At 71.5% G+C, this 13,698-nt stretch carries 11 protein-coding genes; 7 read left to right on the forward strand and 4 right to left on the reverse strand.

All coding sequences use genetic code 11. The annotated features are described in order from the left end of the window. Positions 1-45: 45 nt before the first annotated feature. Entirely contained in the window at positions 46-1,254 is a 1,209-nt protein-coding gene (locus AB0M36_RS29890) for a pyridoxal phosphate-dependent aminotransferase (protein WP_364164084.1), read from the forward strand. Between the two features lie 134 nt (positions 1,255-1,388). Continuing rightward, positions 1,389-3,149, forward strand: a complete 1,761-nt coding sequence (locus AB0M36_RS29895; RefSeq protein WP_364164087.1) for a M4 family metallopeptidase — start codon at positions 1,389-1,391, stop codon at positions 3,147-3,149. A gap of 188 nt (positions 3,150-3,337) precedes the next feature. Here the strand turns inward: AB0M36_RS29895 and AB0M36_RS29900 are convergent, their stop codons facing one another. Both AB0M36_RS29900 and AB0M36_RS29905 read right to left on the reverse strand, forming a co-directional pair. Further along, a complete protein-coding gene (locus tag AB0M36_RS29900) occupies positions 3,338-5,329 on the reverse strand; it encodes an ATP-binding protein (RefSeq protein ID WP_364164090.1) in 1,992 nt (663 codons plus the stop codon). A 14-nt stretch (positions 5,330-5,343) separates the two neighbouring features. After that, positions 5,344-5,718 carry a response regulator gene (locus AB0M36_RS29905; RefSeq protein ID WP_364164504.1) on the reverse strand — a complete coding sequence of 125 codons (375 nt, stop codon included), beginning with the start codon at positions 5,716-5,718 and terminating at the stop codon, positions 5,344-5,346. Between the two features lie 167 nt (positions 5,719-5,885). On the opposite strand from AB0M36_RS29905, the gene AB0M36_RS29910 reads away from it, so the two are divergent. Beyond that, positions 5,886-6,125: a hypothetical protein gene (locus AB0M36_RS29910; protein ID WP_364164092.1), complete on the forward strand. Its 240-nt coding sequence runs from the start codon at positions 5,886-5,888 to the stop codon at positions 6,123-6,125. A 1-nt stretch (position 6,126) separates the two neighbouring features. On the opposite strand, the gene yiaA is transcribed toward AB0M36_RS29910, so the two are convergent. Then, positions 6,127-6,588 carry an inner membrane protein YiaA gene (gene yiaA / locus AB0M36_RS29915; RefSeq protein WP_364164095.1) on the reverse strand — a complete coding sequence of 154 codons (462 nt, stop codon included), beginning with the start codon at positions 6,586-6,588 and terminating at the stop codon, positions 6,127-6,129. Positions 6,589-6,826: 238 nt separating this feature from the next. Between yiaA and AB0M36_RS29920 the strand changes: the two genes are divergently transcribed. From AB0M36_RS29920 to AB0M36_RS29930, 3 genes are all read left to right on the forward strand, one after another. After that, a complete protein-coding gene (locus AB0M36_RS29920) occupies positions 6,827-7,363 on the forward strand; it encodes a hypothetical protein (RefSeq protein WP_364164098.1) in 537 nt (178 codons plus the stop codon). A gap of 120 nt (positions 7,364-7,483) precedes the next feature. After that, positions 7,484-9,328, forward strand: coding sequence for an anthranilate synthase family protein (locus AB0M36_RS29925; protein WP_364164101.1), 1,845 nt, complete (start codon positions 7,484-7,486; stop codon positions 9,326-9,328). Between the two features lie 380 nt (positions 9,329-9,708). Beyond that, the gene (locus AB0M36_RS29930) at positions 9,709-10,158 is read left to right on the forward strand and encodes a hypothetical protein (RefSeq protein ID WP_364164103.1); all 450 of its coding nucleotides are present in this window, start codon (positions 9,709-9,711) and stop codon (positions 10,156-10,158) included. 349 nt (positions 10,159-10,507) lie between these two features. Here the strand turns inward: AB0M36_RS29930 and AB0M36_RS29935 are convergent, their stop codons facing one another. After that, positions 10,508-11,674: a helix-turn-helix transcriptional regulator gene (locus AB0M36_RS29935; protein WP_364164106.1), complete on the reverse strand. Its 1,167-nt coding sequence runs from the start codon at positions 11,672-11,674 to the stop codon at positions 10,508-10,510. Between the two features lie 364 nt (positions 11,675-12,038). Between AB0M36_RS29935 and AB0M36_RS29940 the strand changes: the two genes are divergently transcribed. After that, complete coding sequence (locus AB0M36_RS29940; RefSeq protein WP_364164109.1) at positions 12,039-13,622, forward strand: DHA2 family efflux MFS transporter permease subunit; 1,584 nt, start codon at positions 12,039-12,041, stop codon at positions 13,620-13,622. Positions 13,623-13,698: the final 76 nt, after the last annotated feature.

Below are 13,698 nucleotides of genomic sequence, written 5' to 3' on the forward strand. Positions count from 1 at the left end.
CGCCCATGACGCGGCTCACGCCGGGCGGGGCCTAGGCTCGATCGTATGTTTTTCCAGGCGAGCAGGCTGAAGAATGTCCGGTACGACATCCGCGGCCCGGTGCTGCGGCGCGCGCAGGAGCTGGAGAACGCGGGCCACCGCATCCTCAAGCTGAACCTCGGCAATCCCGCGCCCTGGGGCCTGAACACGCCCGAGGCGATCGTCGCCGACATGGTGCACAACCTGCCGTCCGCCGAGGGCTACAGCGACGCCCGCGGCATCTACTCGGCCCGGGTCGCGGTCGCGCAGTACTACCAGACCCTCGGCGTCGAGCACGTCCAGCCCGACGACGTGTTCCTGGGCAACGGCGTCTCCGAGCTCATCGTGATGTCCCTGCAGGCGCTGCTCAACACCGGCGACGAGGTGCTCGTGCCGAGCCCCGACTACCCGCTCTGGACCGGTGCGGTCACGCTGTGCGGCGGGCAGCCGGTGCACTACCGCTGCGACCCGGCGCAGGGCTGGCAGCCGGACCTGGAGCACGTGGCCGCGAGCATCACCCCCCGGACCCGGGCGCTGGTGATCATCAATCCGAACAACCCGACCGGCGCGGTCTACTCGCGGGAGACCCTGCTGGGCCTGCTCGAGATCGCCCGGCGGCACGGGTTGCTCGTGCTCTCCGACGAGATCTACGACAAGATCGTCTATGACGACGCTCGGCACCTCTGCGCGGCGGCGCTCGCCCCGGACCTGCTCGTGCTCACCATGGGCGGGCTGTCGAAGACGTACCGGGCGGCGGGTTTCCGGTCGGGTTGGATGGCGGTGAGCGGGCCCACGACCCACGCGACCGAGTACCTCGAGGGTCTGCAGCTGCTCGCTAACATGCGGCTCTGCCCGAACGTGCCGGCGCAGCACGCGGTGCAGACCGCCCTGGGCGGCTTCCAGAGCATCACCACGCTCATCCGTCCCGGTGGCCGCCTGCACGAGCAGCGCGAGCACGCCTGGCGCAAGATGACCGAGATCCCGGGCGTCGACTGCGTCAAGCCGGACGGCGCGCTGTATCTCTTCGCCCGGCTCGATCCCGAGGTCTACAAGATCCATGACGACCAGCGGCTGATCATCGATCTGCTGGAGCAGCAGCTCATGCTGCTCTCCCACGGCACGGGCTTCAACCTGCCCACTCCGGACCACCTCCGGATGGTCTTCCTGGCGCCGGTCGACGTGCTCGACGACGCGACCGACCGACTGCGCCGCTTCCTCGAGACTTACCAGCAGTAACAGAAGGTCATCCATCCGTACGCTCATCCGGCGGATGATCGGCTATTCGCGCTGTCCGCCGCACGACGAGACCATGGTGCGCGCGGCTTCTCGGGCGTCTGCTGAACGGCAGGACGAGACGAGGAGTGGTTCGCATGGCTGTCCCCTTGCAGGAATTCCACTACAGCGCCGCCGAGGACCTGGACACCGAGCGGGACGCGGGCTCGCGCACGCCCGCCTCGTTCGGCCCCGCGGCCGCCGATCCCGACACCGCCGCGTCGGCGGGGCCGATGTTCACCAGCAACGAAGCGGCCGCCCGGTTCTACCTGGACGAGCTGCTCCGCCGCGACGAGCGCCCGGCGATGCAGTCGGTGGTGGCGCCCGAGCGGCCCGAACGGGTGCCGGGCCTCGTCGTCAAGCGGGACGAGGACCTGCCGGCCGTGGGTACGAGTCAGGTCCGCTTCACCCAGACGCACCAGAGCATCCCGGTCTTCGGCGCGGGCGCCGTGGTCGAGCTGACCGGCGACCGCGACCTGGTGAGCGTGACCGCCCAGCTGGACGAGGTCACGGGCGTCGATCCGGTGGAGACGCTCAGCCGCGCCGAGGCGCTGGACCGGGTGGCCGAGTGGACCGGCACGACGATCCCGGCCGAGGCCGGCGTCACCGCCAGGCTCATGTACTACAAGGAGGACGAGTCCGGGGAGTGGCACCTGGTGTGGTTCTTCAAGGCGCTGCCGGTCACGCCGCCCATGCCGGACGAGCCCGACCCGGTGGCCGTGCGGGGACACGGCCTCGGCCCGAGGCCGGTACGGGAGAGCGTCAACTACCTCGTCGACGCCCACGACGGCAAGATCGTCTTCTGCTACAGCGCGATCGCCACCGGCTCGCCGATCCCGCCGCCGACCAAGTGCATGGGCATCGACGAGAACGAGACGCAGCAGACCTTCTTCGGCCGCCTGGAGGCCGACGGCGCCAGCTGCCAGTTGGACGACCCGCTGCGCAACGTCCGCACCTACGACATCGAGTTCGCCGACATCTTCGACGACCCGCCGCTGCCGCAGCGGGCGGTGCTCGCCAAGTCGAGCGACTACGGCATCACCAACCGGGCCGCGGTCTCCGCGCATCTCAACGCCTCCCGGGTGCAGGACTTCTACAAGTCGGTTCTCCAGCGTGAGGGCATCGACGGGCAGGGCATGACGCTCGTCTCGATCGTCAACACCACCGCGTCCGGGTTCGGCACGCCGCCGGAGCTCAAGAACGCATTCTGGTCGCAGGGCCGCATGTGGTACGGCCAGATCCGCGACGACCAGGGCCGGCTGGTGAGCCTCTCCCGCTTCCTGGACGTGATCGGCCACGAGCTGACCCACGGCGTGATCGAGACGACCTCGAACCTCGTGTACGCGACCCAGTCCGGCGCCCTGAACGAGTCCTTCGCCGACATCGCGGGCGTCATCATCAGCAACTGGTACACCGCGCCCGACCGCGAGGACGTCAGCACCTGGAACTGGGAGATCGGCGCGGGTCTGGGCGGGGACGGCCTGCCGCTGCGCGACTTCGCCGACCCCACCCGGCTCGGCGACCCGGCGCACATGCGCGACTTCAAGCGTCTGCGTCCGGGCGAGCTGCCCCATCCGCAGCGCAACGACTCGGGTTGGGTGCACACGAACAGCAACATCCACAACAAGGCGGTGCACAACCTGCTGACCATGGAGGAGGGCGGGTCGCGCGTGTTCTCCGTCCAGGACGTGGCGGTGCTGACCTATCTGGGCATGGCCCGGCTGGTCCCGCTCGCCACCTTCACCCAGGCGTTGCGGTCGGTCGTGGACGTGGCGGCGACGTACTTCGGCGGCGGTCCGCAGCGCGACGCGAAGATGGCGGCGATCCGGCGGGCCTACGAGCTGGTCGGCATCGTCTGAGCCCCGCGAGCACGGCCGTCCCCGCCGGTCGGGATCCGGCGGGGACGGCCGTCGCGGGCATCGCCCTCACCTGGCGGGCATCGCCCTCACCCGGCGGGCATCGCCCTCACCCGGCGGGCATCGCCCTCACCCGGCGGGCATCGGCCCTCACCCGGCGGGCATCGCCCTCACCCGGCGGGCATCGGCCCTCACCCGGCGGGCAGCCGGACGGTGACGGTGGTGCCGGAGCCCTCGACGGACTCCACCGAGATGCGCCCACCGTGGTTCGCGACGATCGTGTGTACGATCGCCAGCCCCAGGCCCGTGCCGGGGATCGCCTGGTGGACGGCGTTGCTGGCCCGGAAGAACCGGGAGAACAGCCCCTCCTGCTCGCCGAGTGGGATGCCCATGCCGGTGTCCGACACGGACACGCACACGTCGTCGTCCTCGCGGCGGGCGATCAGGGTGACCGTGCCGTGGGCCGGGGTGAACTTGACCGCGTTGGACAGCAGGTTCGTCAGGACGCGGTCGAGCTGGTCCGGGTCCGCGGTCAGCTCGAGCGGCCGGTCCACCTCGGCCCGCAGCTCGACCTCGCCCTTCGCCGCGGCCGACGCCAGCTGGGCGACCGCGCTCTCGGCGTGGCCACCCAGGTCCACCGGTCGGCGCGACGGGCGGAACGAACCCGACTCGATCTTGGACAGGATGAGGATGTCCTCGATCAGCTCCCGCAGCCTGCGGGTGTTGCGCCCGATGACTTCGAGCATCTTGCGCTGCGGCGGGCCCAGTTCGCCGGCCTCCGCGTCGAGCAACAGCTCCAGATAGCCGGCGATGCTGGTCAGCGGCGTACGCAGCTCGTGCGAGACGGTCGACATGAAATCCGTCTTCGCCGTGTCCAGCTCCTTGAGCCGGGCCACCAGCTGCTGCTCCCGCTCGAACAGGCGGGCGTGGTGCACGCCGCGGCCCAGGTCGGCGGCGACCCCCTCGACCAGCCGTACGTCGATCGGGGTCCAGGCGGGCCCGCCGTCGCGGATGAGGGTGAGGGCACCCAGGCGCTCGTCGCCGACGCTGACCGCAACGGTCAGGACCGGGCCGTCGCCGACCACGGCCCAGGCCCGCCGTTCCCGCTCGGGCGGCGCCGTCTGACCGGCCGTCGCCCGCTCGTCGTCGGTCCAGACGTCGCCGCTGGCCAGCCAGGAGACGTCGCATCCGGCGAGTTCCTCGAGGACCCCGCCGGCGTGCTCGTCGCGCAGGCTCACCAGCGGCGGCAGGCCGCTCTGTCCAGCTGCCATCCGCGCCAGCACGTGGTCGGCGCGGAAGATCTCGGCGAGGCCCCGTACGGCCTCACCGATCGCGTCCGCGACCTTGAGATGTGCTCGGATGCGGTCGCCGAGCCGCCGAACCTCGACCCGCAGCCCCGCGATGTCCTTCTCCGCGCCGCGGATGCGGTCGCCCTCCTCGGCCATCTCGTTGATCGCCTGGGCGACCGCCCGAATCTCGACGGGCCCCGCGGTCGCGTCGGCGCGCAGGTGCAGCTCGCCGGACCGGCGCCGGTCGATGACGGACACCACCCGGGCCAGCGGACGGGTGATGCCCCGGACGATCAGCGTCGCCGCGAGGACGGCGGTGATCGCCGCCAGCAGGGTGAGGGCCACCACGACGGCGGTGGTCACGATGCTGAGGGTGGAGCTGCGATCGCGCAGGTCCGCGGCGCGGGCGGCCAGCTCGTCGTCGAATTCCCGGTTTTCGGCGTCGAACGCCTGGTAGAGGGGCCTGCCCTGGGCCAGGTAGGCGGCCGCTTCGGAACTGCGCAGCGGAGTCTGCCGTTGTCGCTCGGCGAGCGCCCACCAGTCGCCGGCCTTGGCGAGCTGCCGGGCCACGGCCGGCTTCTCGGTCTCCCGGGCCAACGTCTGCAGCGTGCCCGCGACCTGCTCGAACTCGCCGCGCGCGACGCGGTAGGCGTCGAGCGACTGGCTGTCGCCGGTGAGCAGATAGCCCCGCAGACCGCGCTGGCCGTCGGCGAGAGCGCTGCTGAGAGCGGCATTGGCCAGTTGCAGGGGCTGGACGCGGGTGGAGAGTTCGTCGACGACCCGGTGCTGCATGACCAGGGCGGTGGTCTCGGCCACGCCGGTGCACACGATCAGCGCCGCCAGCACGCCGAACGCTCTCGTCAGCAGGCGCCCGACGGTCCGTTCCCGGGGCATGGGCGGCGGCCCCGTCAGGCCCGGGTCCGGCTCAACAATGCCTGAATCCGCGTCACGAGCTCCCGCGGGCTGAAGGGTTTGGTGACATAGTCGTCGGCGCCGGCGCTGAACCCGCCCTCGACGTCCTGCTCCTGGACGCGGGCGGTGAGCATGATGATCAGCATCCCGGAGGTGGCGGGATCGGCGCGCAGCATCCGGCACACGTCGATACCGGACAGGGCGGGCATCGACACGTCCAGGACGGCCAGCGTGGGCCGCCGGGCCCGCGCCTGCTCCACGGCGGCCTGGCCGTCCTCGACCGCGATCACCTCGAGGCCGGCCTGTTCGAGTTTGAACGCGACGAGGTCACGGATGTCGGCGTCGTCGTCGGCGACCAGAACAACCGTCACGGTTCCCCCCATGCGTTTCGCTCGTTATCAGCACGATATCCGTTTGGTCCGCTCTGCGACTGCCGCTCGCCGCAACCGCATGGCAACTCCCGTGCAGCGCGGATGCAGCCCCATCCGGGTGTCCTGGAGGCAGACGCCCGTCCGCGACCGCACGGCAGGAGGACCTGATGACCGCTCTGGAAGCCGACGACCTCCGTACCGAGGCACTGTTCGTCTCCGACCTGCAGATCTCTCAGCACCCGTCACCCGAGCTCATCCGGGCCGCCGTCGACGCCACGGTCGACCGCCTCGGCGAGCGGGGCTGCGCCGCCCTGGTGGCCCAGGAGTTCGGCGAGCACCCCGACTGCGCGCTCGGCCGGATGCGGTGGGCCCGCGGGGCGGTGCGCAGCGCGTACGAGGCCGCCTGACTCAGTGGGTGACGGGCGGCGCGATGTAGGCCGTCGTCTGGGGCGCGGCGTGCGACGGAGCCCGGTACTGAAGCATGTCCCGCACGTTCTTCTGCACGGCGACGGCGGCGAACAGCGTCATGCCGAACGCGAGGCCGTAGAAGCCCTTCTCACTGAGCTGCATCCCGCTGTTCCAGAGGCCGACCACCAGCATCACGATGCCGAGGCCGACCGTCGCCCACGACAGCCCGAGGTAGAGCGCCGACACCGGCAGACCCTCCGCGCGGTCGCGCACCGACTTCTGCAGGGACACGGCGGCGAACAGCCCCAGAACGAGCACCGCGGCATAGAAGCCCTTCTCGCTCTTGGTCATCTCGGCGTTCCACAGCCCAACCGCGTAGCAGAGGACGCCGAGGAACAGGGCGGCCCAGGAGGCGCCGATGAAGGCGGCGGTGGGTTTGGCAGAGGACGGCTGAGCGGTCACGACATTCTCCAAGTCAACGGGGGCTGAGCTGCCCGATCAGTCTGTCGGGCGGCGAGACGATGACCGTGAGTAGCCATACTCAATCCATACCCGGTACGGTACGGCCGGCCGGCCCGCGACCACCCGAACGGCCGACCTACCCGACCGTCGCGACCGACGTCACCGCACCGAGGCCCGCATACGGTGGGTCATGTTTCCGACCGGTAACCGGCGGACCGGTCAGGAGGGGGCGTCAATCGTGCGCGTGCGGGTGCGGGGCCGGCACCGGGCGGCGCCACCGATCCGGCCGCGCAGATGGCCCTGGGCGGTGGTCGCTGCCGCGCTGCTGACGCTGGCCGCCACGGTCCCCCTGGTGCTCCTGCAGGATGTCGGTACGCCGCAGGCCTCCGTACCGTTGCCGGCCGTCTCGATCCCGCAACCGCCGACGGAGACCAACCAGCCGGCGTCCCGGCGGCCCGTGCGGTCGGTTGCCCAGGCCCGCAAGGCCAGCCCGTCCGCCTCGGTGTCGTCCTCGGTGCCGGCACCGGCGCTGCTCGGCCCGACCGAGGCGGGCGGGCTGCCGCGGCTGCTGACGTCCTACTGCCGGGAGACCGTCGGAAGATCCACCCTCGCCTTCCTCACGGGCGGCTCCTGGTCCTGCGGGCGCGCGCACCGGGACCCGGTGCCGATCGCCATGAACGCGATGTGCGGCTGGCGCTACGGCACCGGCGCCTACGCCACCCGCGACGACGACACGGACCCCACGGGGTGGCGCTGCTACCGCGACCGCCCGTAAGCTCCTCAGCCATGCACGCGCGATTGAGCATGTGGTGGCCCGCCGACCCGGCGGCCACACCCTCCCGCGCGTAACCCACCACCGCGGCCGCCTCCGACGAGGCGACCGTCGCATGACCGGATGTCCTCGCCGGACGGCCCCGAGCCGATCGAGGAACCCATGGAACCCTCCGCCCTGCTGCACCGCAACGGCGCCGACCACGTCGAGGTCCTCCGCGGCGACGTCGTCACCGTGCCCACCCTCGCCGACATCCCGCTGCCCGCCGGAAGCGGACCGCGAACGCTCGCCCTCATCCCCTACCGGCAGATCGCCGAACGGGGCTTCGCCTGCGTGGACGACGGCACTCCCCTGGAATGCCTGCGGATCCGCACGGCTCACACCGTCGCGACGGCCGACATGATCGCCTCCCTGCCCACGACGCCCCCGCGCCTGACCGGGCCGGGCTTCGACCTCTCCGACGAGGAGTACGGCAAGGTCGTCGAGACGGTCCTGAGGGACGAGATCGGGCGCGGCGAGGGCGCCAACTTCGTCATCCACCGGGTCTTCGAGGCGACCGTCGACGGCGACCCGCTCGAGACCGCCCGGGCCGCCTTCCGCAATCTGCTCACCGGCGAACACGGCGCGTACTGGACGTTCCTGGTGCACACCGGCACCCGGACGCTCGTCGGCGCCACCCCCGAGCGCCACGTCAGCGTCGACGACGGCCTGACCATGATGAACCCGATCAGCGGCACCTTCCGCCACGACGGCGAGCGCGGCCTCGCCGAGTTCCTGGCCGATCCCAAGGAGACCGAGGAACTCGCCATGGTGCTCGACGAGGAACTCAAGATGATGGCCGTCGTCGCCGAGCACGGCGGACAGGTCGTCGGGCCGTACCTGAAGCGGATGGCGCATCTCTCCCACACCGAATACCTGCTCGCCGGCCGCGGCTCTCGGGACGCGCGCGACGTGCTCCGCGAGACCATGTTCGCGCCGACCGTGACCGGCAGCCCGGTGGCGAACGCCTGCCGGGTGATCGCCCGGCACGAACGCCGGGGCCGCGGCTACTACGCCGGCGTGCTGGCCCTGCTCGGGCACGACGACGAGGGCCGGCAGACGCTGGACGCGCCGATCCTCATCCGCACCGCGGAAATTTCACCGTCGGGCGCGCTGCGGGTGCCGGTCGGCGCCACCCTCGTGCGGCACTCGACCCCGGCGGGCGAGATCGCGGAGACCCACGCCAAAGCCGCGGGCGTGCTCGCCGCGCTCGGCGCGACCCGGCCCCGCACGCCGACCGTACGCCCCGAGCCCGACGAACCCGCGATCCAGGCGGCACTGGCGTCCCGCAACGACAGCCTCGCCCGCTTCTGGCTCGACCAGCGGACCCCGGGTGCCCTCACGATCCCGGCGCTCGACGGCCGCAGCGCCGTGATCATCAATGCCGAGGACGCGTTCACCGCGATGCTGGCCCACCAGCTGCGGGCGCTGGGCCTGACGGTCACCGTGCTGCCGTGGACGGTGCCCGTCGTCCCGGCGGCCGACCTGCTGATCGTGGGGCCGGGCCCCGGCGATCCCGCGGCGGACGACGACCGGATGAACGCCCTGCGCGCCGTCGTCGCCGGCGCGCTCGCCGACCGGCGGCCACTGCTGGGAGTGTGCCTGGGTCACCAGCTCCTGTCCGCGGCCCTGGGCCTCCCGCTTCGCCGCAGGCGGGCGCCGTACCAGGGCCTGGCCCGCGACATCGACCTGTTCGGCGCCCGCCGGCGGGTCGGCTTCTACTCCAGCTTCACGGCCCTGGCCGCCGAAATACCGGGCGTGGAGATCGCCGCTGACGCCGACGGCACCGTCCACGCGCTGCGCGGCGACGGCTTCGCCGGCGTGCAGTTCCATCCGGAATCCGTGCTCAGCGCGGACGGCATCAGCGTCCTCTCGGACCTTCTCCCACCACTTCTCTCACCCGTGATTAGCCCGGCGACGAGCGGGTAGCGGTAAAGGTGTCGGTGGTTCAAGCGGATCGAGAGCCTCCTCTTGGACCACCGACCCTCTACACTCGGCCACCCGGTGGCAGTGTGTCCTGAGCTGGCCGCCGGTTCGCCGACGGTCTCTCCGGGGCACCCCCGGGGGCGAGAAATTGAGCCACGCAGCGCATCGCCGGCGCGCCGCCGCGCTCCGCGCGAGACAGCGCAGGCACGACCGGGCACCGTCGGGACACACTGTTCCACCGGTACGGGTGTCCGCCGCTCTCGCCGACGCCTTCCTCACGAGCCGGTGGCGGTCCGGCCCCCTGCTGCGGACAGGCACGGCCGTGCTCGGCAGCCGGCCGCCGTGGCTGCGCCGCGCGGTGCTCGCGGTGCTGCTGGCGTACCGTGCCGCCCCCAGCGACCGCCCCCCGCGAGCTCGGCGCCTTCCTGGCCCACAGCGCCCTCGTGCGCCGCCACCCCATCCGCCTGCGCCGGGCCACCGCGGTCCGCGTCGTCCGCATGCGCTGGGACACCCCCCGCATCGACGACCTCGCCGCGCTCGCCGACTTCCTCGACGTCGACGGCGACCACCTCGACTGGTACGCCGACCGCCGGCACCTCAACCGCCACGCCCGTGACGAACGGCTCAGGCACTACCCCGCTACACCTGGCTCCCCCACCGGCTCATCGAGGCGCCGAAGCCCCGCCTGCGGGCCCTGCAGCGCCGGCTCCTCGACGACCTCCTCGGGCGCCTTCCGATCCACTCCCGCGCGCACGGGTTCGTCCCCGGCCGCGGCGTGCACACCTTCGCCGCGCCCCACGCGGGGCAACGACTCGTCATCCGCATCGACCTGAGGGCGTTCTTCAGCTCGATCACCGCCCCACGGATCTACGGCCTGTTCCGCACCGCCGACGAGGGGTTCCGCGTGCATCCGACCAAGACCCGCGTCCGCGGCCGGGGCGACCGGCAGCGCCTGGCGGGCCTGGTGGTCAACGAGCGGCCGGCCGCCTCCCGCGAGGACTACGACCGACTCCGGGCCGTCCTGCACGACGCCGCCCGGTGGGGGCCGGACGCGGCGAACCGCGACGGGCACGCCGACTTTCCCGCGTACCTTCGCCGGTCGGGTCGCCTGGGTCTCGCACCGCCACCCGGCCCGGGCCGCCAAGCTGCACCGCATGCTCACCGCCGCCCTGACCGGGCCCGTCACCTGACCTCGCGCAACGCTTGGCGGAAGTCGTCGGCGGCGGCCTCTCCCGGGAACCGCCGGTGCAGCTCGACATCCAGCTCACCGGCCACCATCAGCAGGGACGGCAACGACTTCCGGCCCGCGCCCAACGCGCCTACCCCGGTCGTCACCGCCTGCTCCAGATCTCCGGCGCGAGCCGCGACTGCGGCCAGCGTCAACCGCGCCTCGGCCATCCGCATGGGCGCCCTCTCGCCGTCCGGCCCGGCACCGGCCGTCAGCACCGTCCGGGCATGCCGTGCTGCCCGCTCGTCGTCCCCCGCCAGCCGGTAGGCGTCCATGGCATAGAAATCCCATTTGTCGGGGTCCACCACGAAGTGGTGATCCGGCCGCTCCGGCCCCGGCATCCTCTCCAGCAAGGCCCGGCCCCGGCCCAGCGCGTCCCGCACCCCGGCGACATCCCCGAGGCGAGCGAGCGCCTTCGCCTCCTGCCCGGCCAACTGCACGGCCGCCGACCCACCCGGCGCGACGGCCTGTCCGGCTTGCGCGGCCGTCAGCACATCCCGGTAGCGCGACTGCGTCAACGCGAACCAAGCGGCCACCTCCTGCGCCCACGCGACGATCTCCGGATGGCCTGCCTCGTCACCCAACTGCCGCGCGGCAGTCCGGGTCGCCTCGGCGCCGGCCCGCATGCCCAGGTCGTACTCGACGCACCCCACGAGCAGGGCCAGCCAACCGGCCGCCACCAACAGCTCCCGATGCGCCGCGAGCCCGGTGGGCCGGTGCAACAGCCGGGCGACCTCGCGCATCCATCCGTGGCCTTCCACCCGCAACTCGGCGGCCGGCCGGGTGGCGTACTGGCAACACAGCTCGACAACGGTGGCGTGCAGCGCCTCGACGGTCGCGGGTGCCGCGTCGTTCGCCTGCACCCGCCGCAACAACTCAGCCGTCTCCCACGGCCGCGCATCGTCCGCGGCGACCGCATCCAGGTGAGCCGCCGCCACGATGTCACCCCGCGCGCCCAGCACCTCATCGATGCGCCGAGCCAGCTCCGCCGTGGGGCGACGCCCACCGTTCTCGATCCGCGACAGATGCCCCTTGTCGCACGGCACGGAGGCAGCCAGCTCACCCAGGGACCACCCGCGTTCGGTCCGCAACGCGCGGACCCGCTGCCCGAATGCCGCCACAGTGACCTCCCGACCACCTGTTGCGGGGTTGCCGATGCCACCGCGGCAACGCGCAACCGGTTCCATCGAAAACGGTACCGACCGATGGCCGTTGTCATCGCCACCGCTGTCGATGGCGCTGTGGCGGCCGTCTCACGGGCTACCGGCATTCGACGTGTCCTCATGGTGTGGACCGAGGTCAGGCCGGTGTGATCGGTGAGCCCTGTGATGCTCGTGCGACAAATGAGTTTGCGGTGATCGTCGGGAGGTTGCATGGTGGCCCCCGGAGGTGGGCCCCGTCACGCGTTCTCGAGACCGTGACCATGGGCGATCCTCCAGCCCTGACAATGGCAGGGACCCCGACCGGCCACACCAGGAGATCGCTGTGAGCAGTCAACCCGCGGTGCCCGACAAGCTCGACGCCGCCGTTCTGAAGGTCGCCGGGGTGATCGTCCTCGGCGCGATCATGTCTATCCTCGACGTGACCGTGGTCAGCGTGGCACTGCCCACCTTCCAGACCGAGTTCCACGCCACGTACGCCAAGGTCGCTTGGACGATGACCGGATACACGCTGGCCCTGGCCACCGTGATCCCGCTGACCGGATGGGCCGCCGACCGCTTCGGCACGAAGCGGCTCTACATGGTCGCGCTGCTGCTGTTCACGCTCGGCTCCGGGTTGTGTGCCACCGCGGACTCGATCAACGAGCTCATCGGCTACCGGGTGCTGCAGGGCCTCGGCGGTGGCATGCTGATGCCGCTCGGCATGACGATCATGACGCGGGCGGCCGGGCCCGACCGGATCGGTCGGCTCATGGCGGTGTTGGGCATCCCGATGCTGCTCGGCCCGATCGGCGGCCCGATCCTGGGCGGCTGGCTCATCGACGTGGCGAGCTGGCAGTGGATCTTCCTGATCAACCTGCCGATCGGCGCGATCGCGCTCGCCTACTCGGCGTGGGCACTGCCCAAGGACGCGCCGGAGCCGTCCGAGTCGTTCGACTTCCTCGGCATGTTGATGCTCTCGCCGGGTCTCGCCAGCTTCCTCTACGGCGTCTCCAAGCTGCCCGAGGCGGGCACGATGTCCGATCCCGAGGTGTGGGGGCCCATGCTGGGCGGCGGGCTGCTCGTCATCGGTTTCATCATCTACTCGTTCAAGCCGCAGCATCCGCTGCTCGACCTGCGGCTACTGCGCAACCGCAACCTCAGCGTCGCCTCCATCACGATGGCGGTCTTCATGGTCGCGTTCATGGGCGCCGGGTTGCTGTTCCCCAGCTACTTCCTGCAGGTACGCGGCGAGTCGACGCTCGACGCCGGCCTGCTGATGGCGCCGCAGGGCATCGGGGCGATGGTCACCATGCCGATCGCCGGCATGCTGGCCGACAAGATCCCGGTCGGGCGTACGGTGCCGTTCGCGCTGATCCTGCTCGCCGTCGGGTTCTTCGGCTTCACCCAGGTCGACACCAACACGTCGTACGTGCTGCTGTGCGGGTCGCTGTTCGTCATGGGTCTCGGCATGGGCGGCACGATGATGCCGATCATGACCTCCGCGCTGAAGACGCTCACCAACCACGAGGTGGCGCGCGGCTCCACGCTGCTGAACATCCTCCAGCAGATCGCGGGCTCGGTCGGCTCGGCGCTCATGTCGGTGATCCTCACCAGCAACCTCAACGACTCCGCCGCCATCCCGGGCGCCGTCGACCCGACCACGAAGGAACCGATCACCGAGGCCGGCCTGGCGATCGCCGTGCAGCACAAGCCGGAGCTGGCGCAGATGTTCCCGGTCGATCGCGCGGTTCTCGACCGCGGGTTGGAATTCGTCGCCGACTCGTTCAGCACGACGTTCTGGGTGGGCTTCGCGCTGGTGCTGTCGACGTTCATCCCGGCGTTCTTCCTGCCGCGCAAGCGTGAGACCTCTCACCTGCTCGACGACCAGGAGGGCGGCGACCGCGCCGCACCGGTGATGCTGCACTGACAGCCGTCGAGCGGCGGGGACCGCACTGACAGCCGTCGAGCGGCGGGGACCGCGCTGACAGCCGCTGGGCGGCGGG

Source organism: Actinoplanes sp. NPDC051346 (assembly GCF_040682215.1).
GTDB lineage: Bacteria > Actinomycetota > Actinomycetes > Mycobacteriales > Micromonosporaceae > Actinoplanes.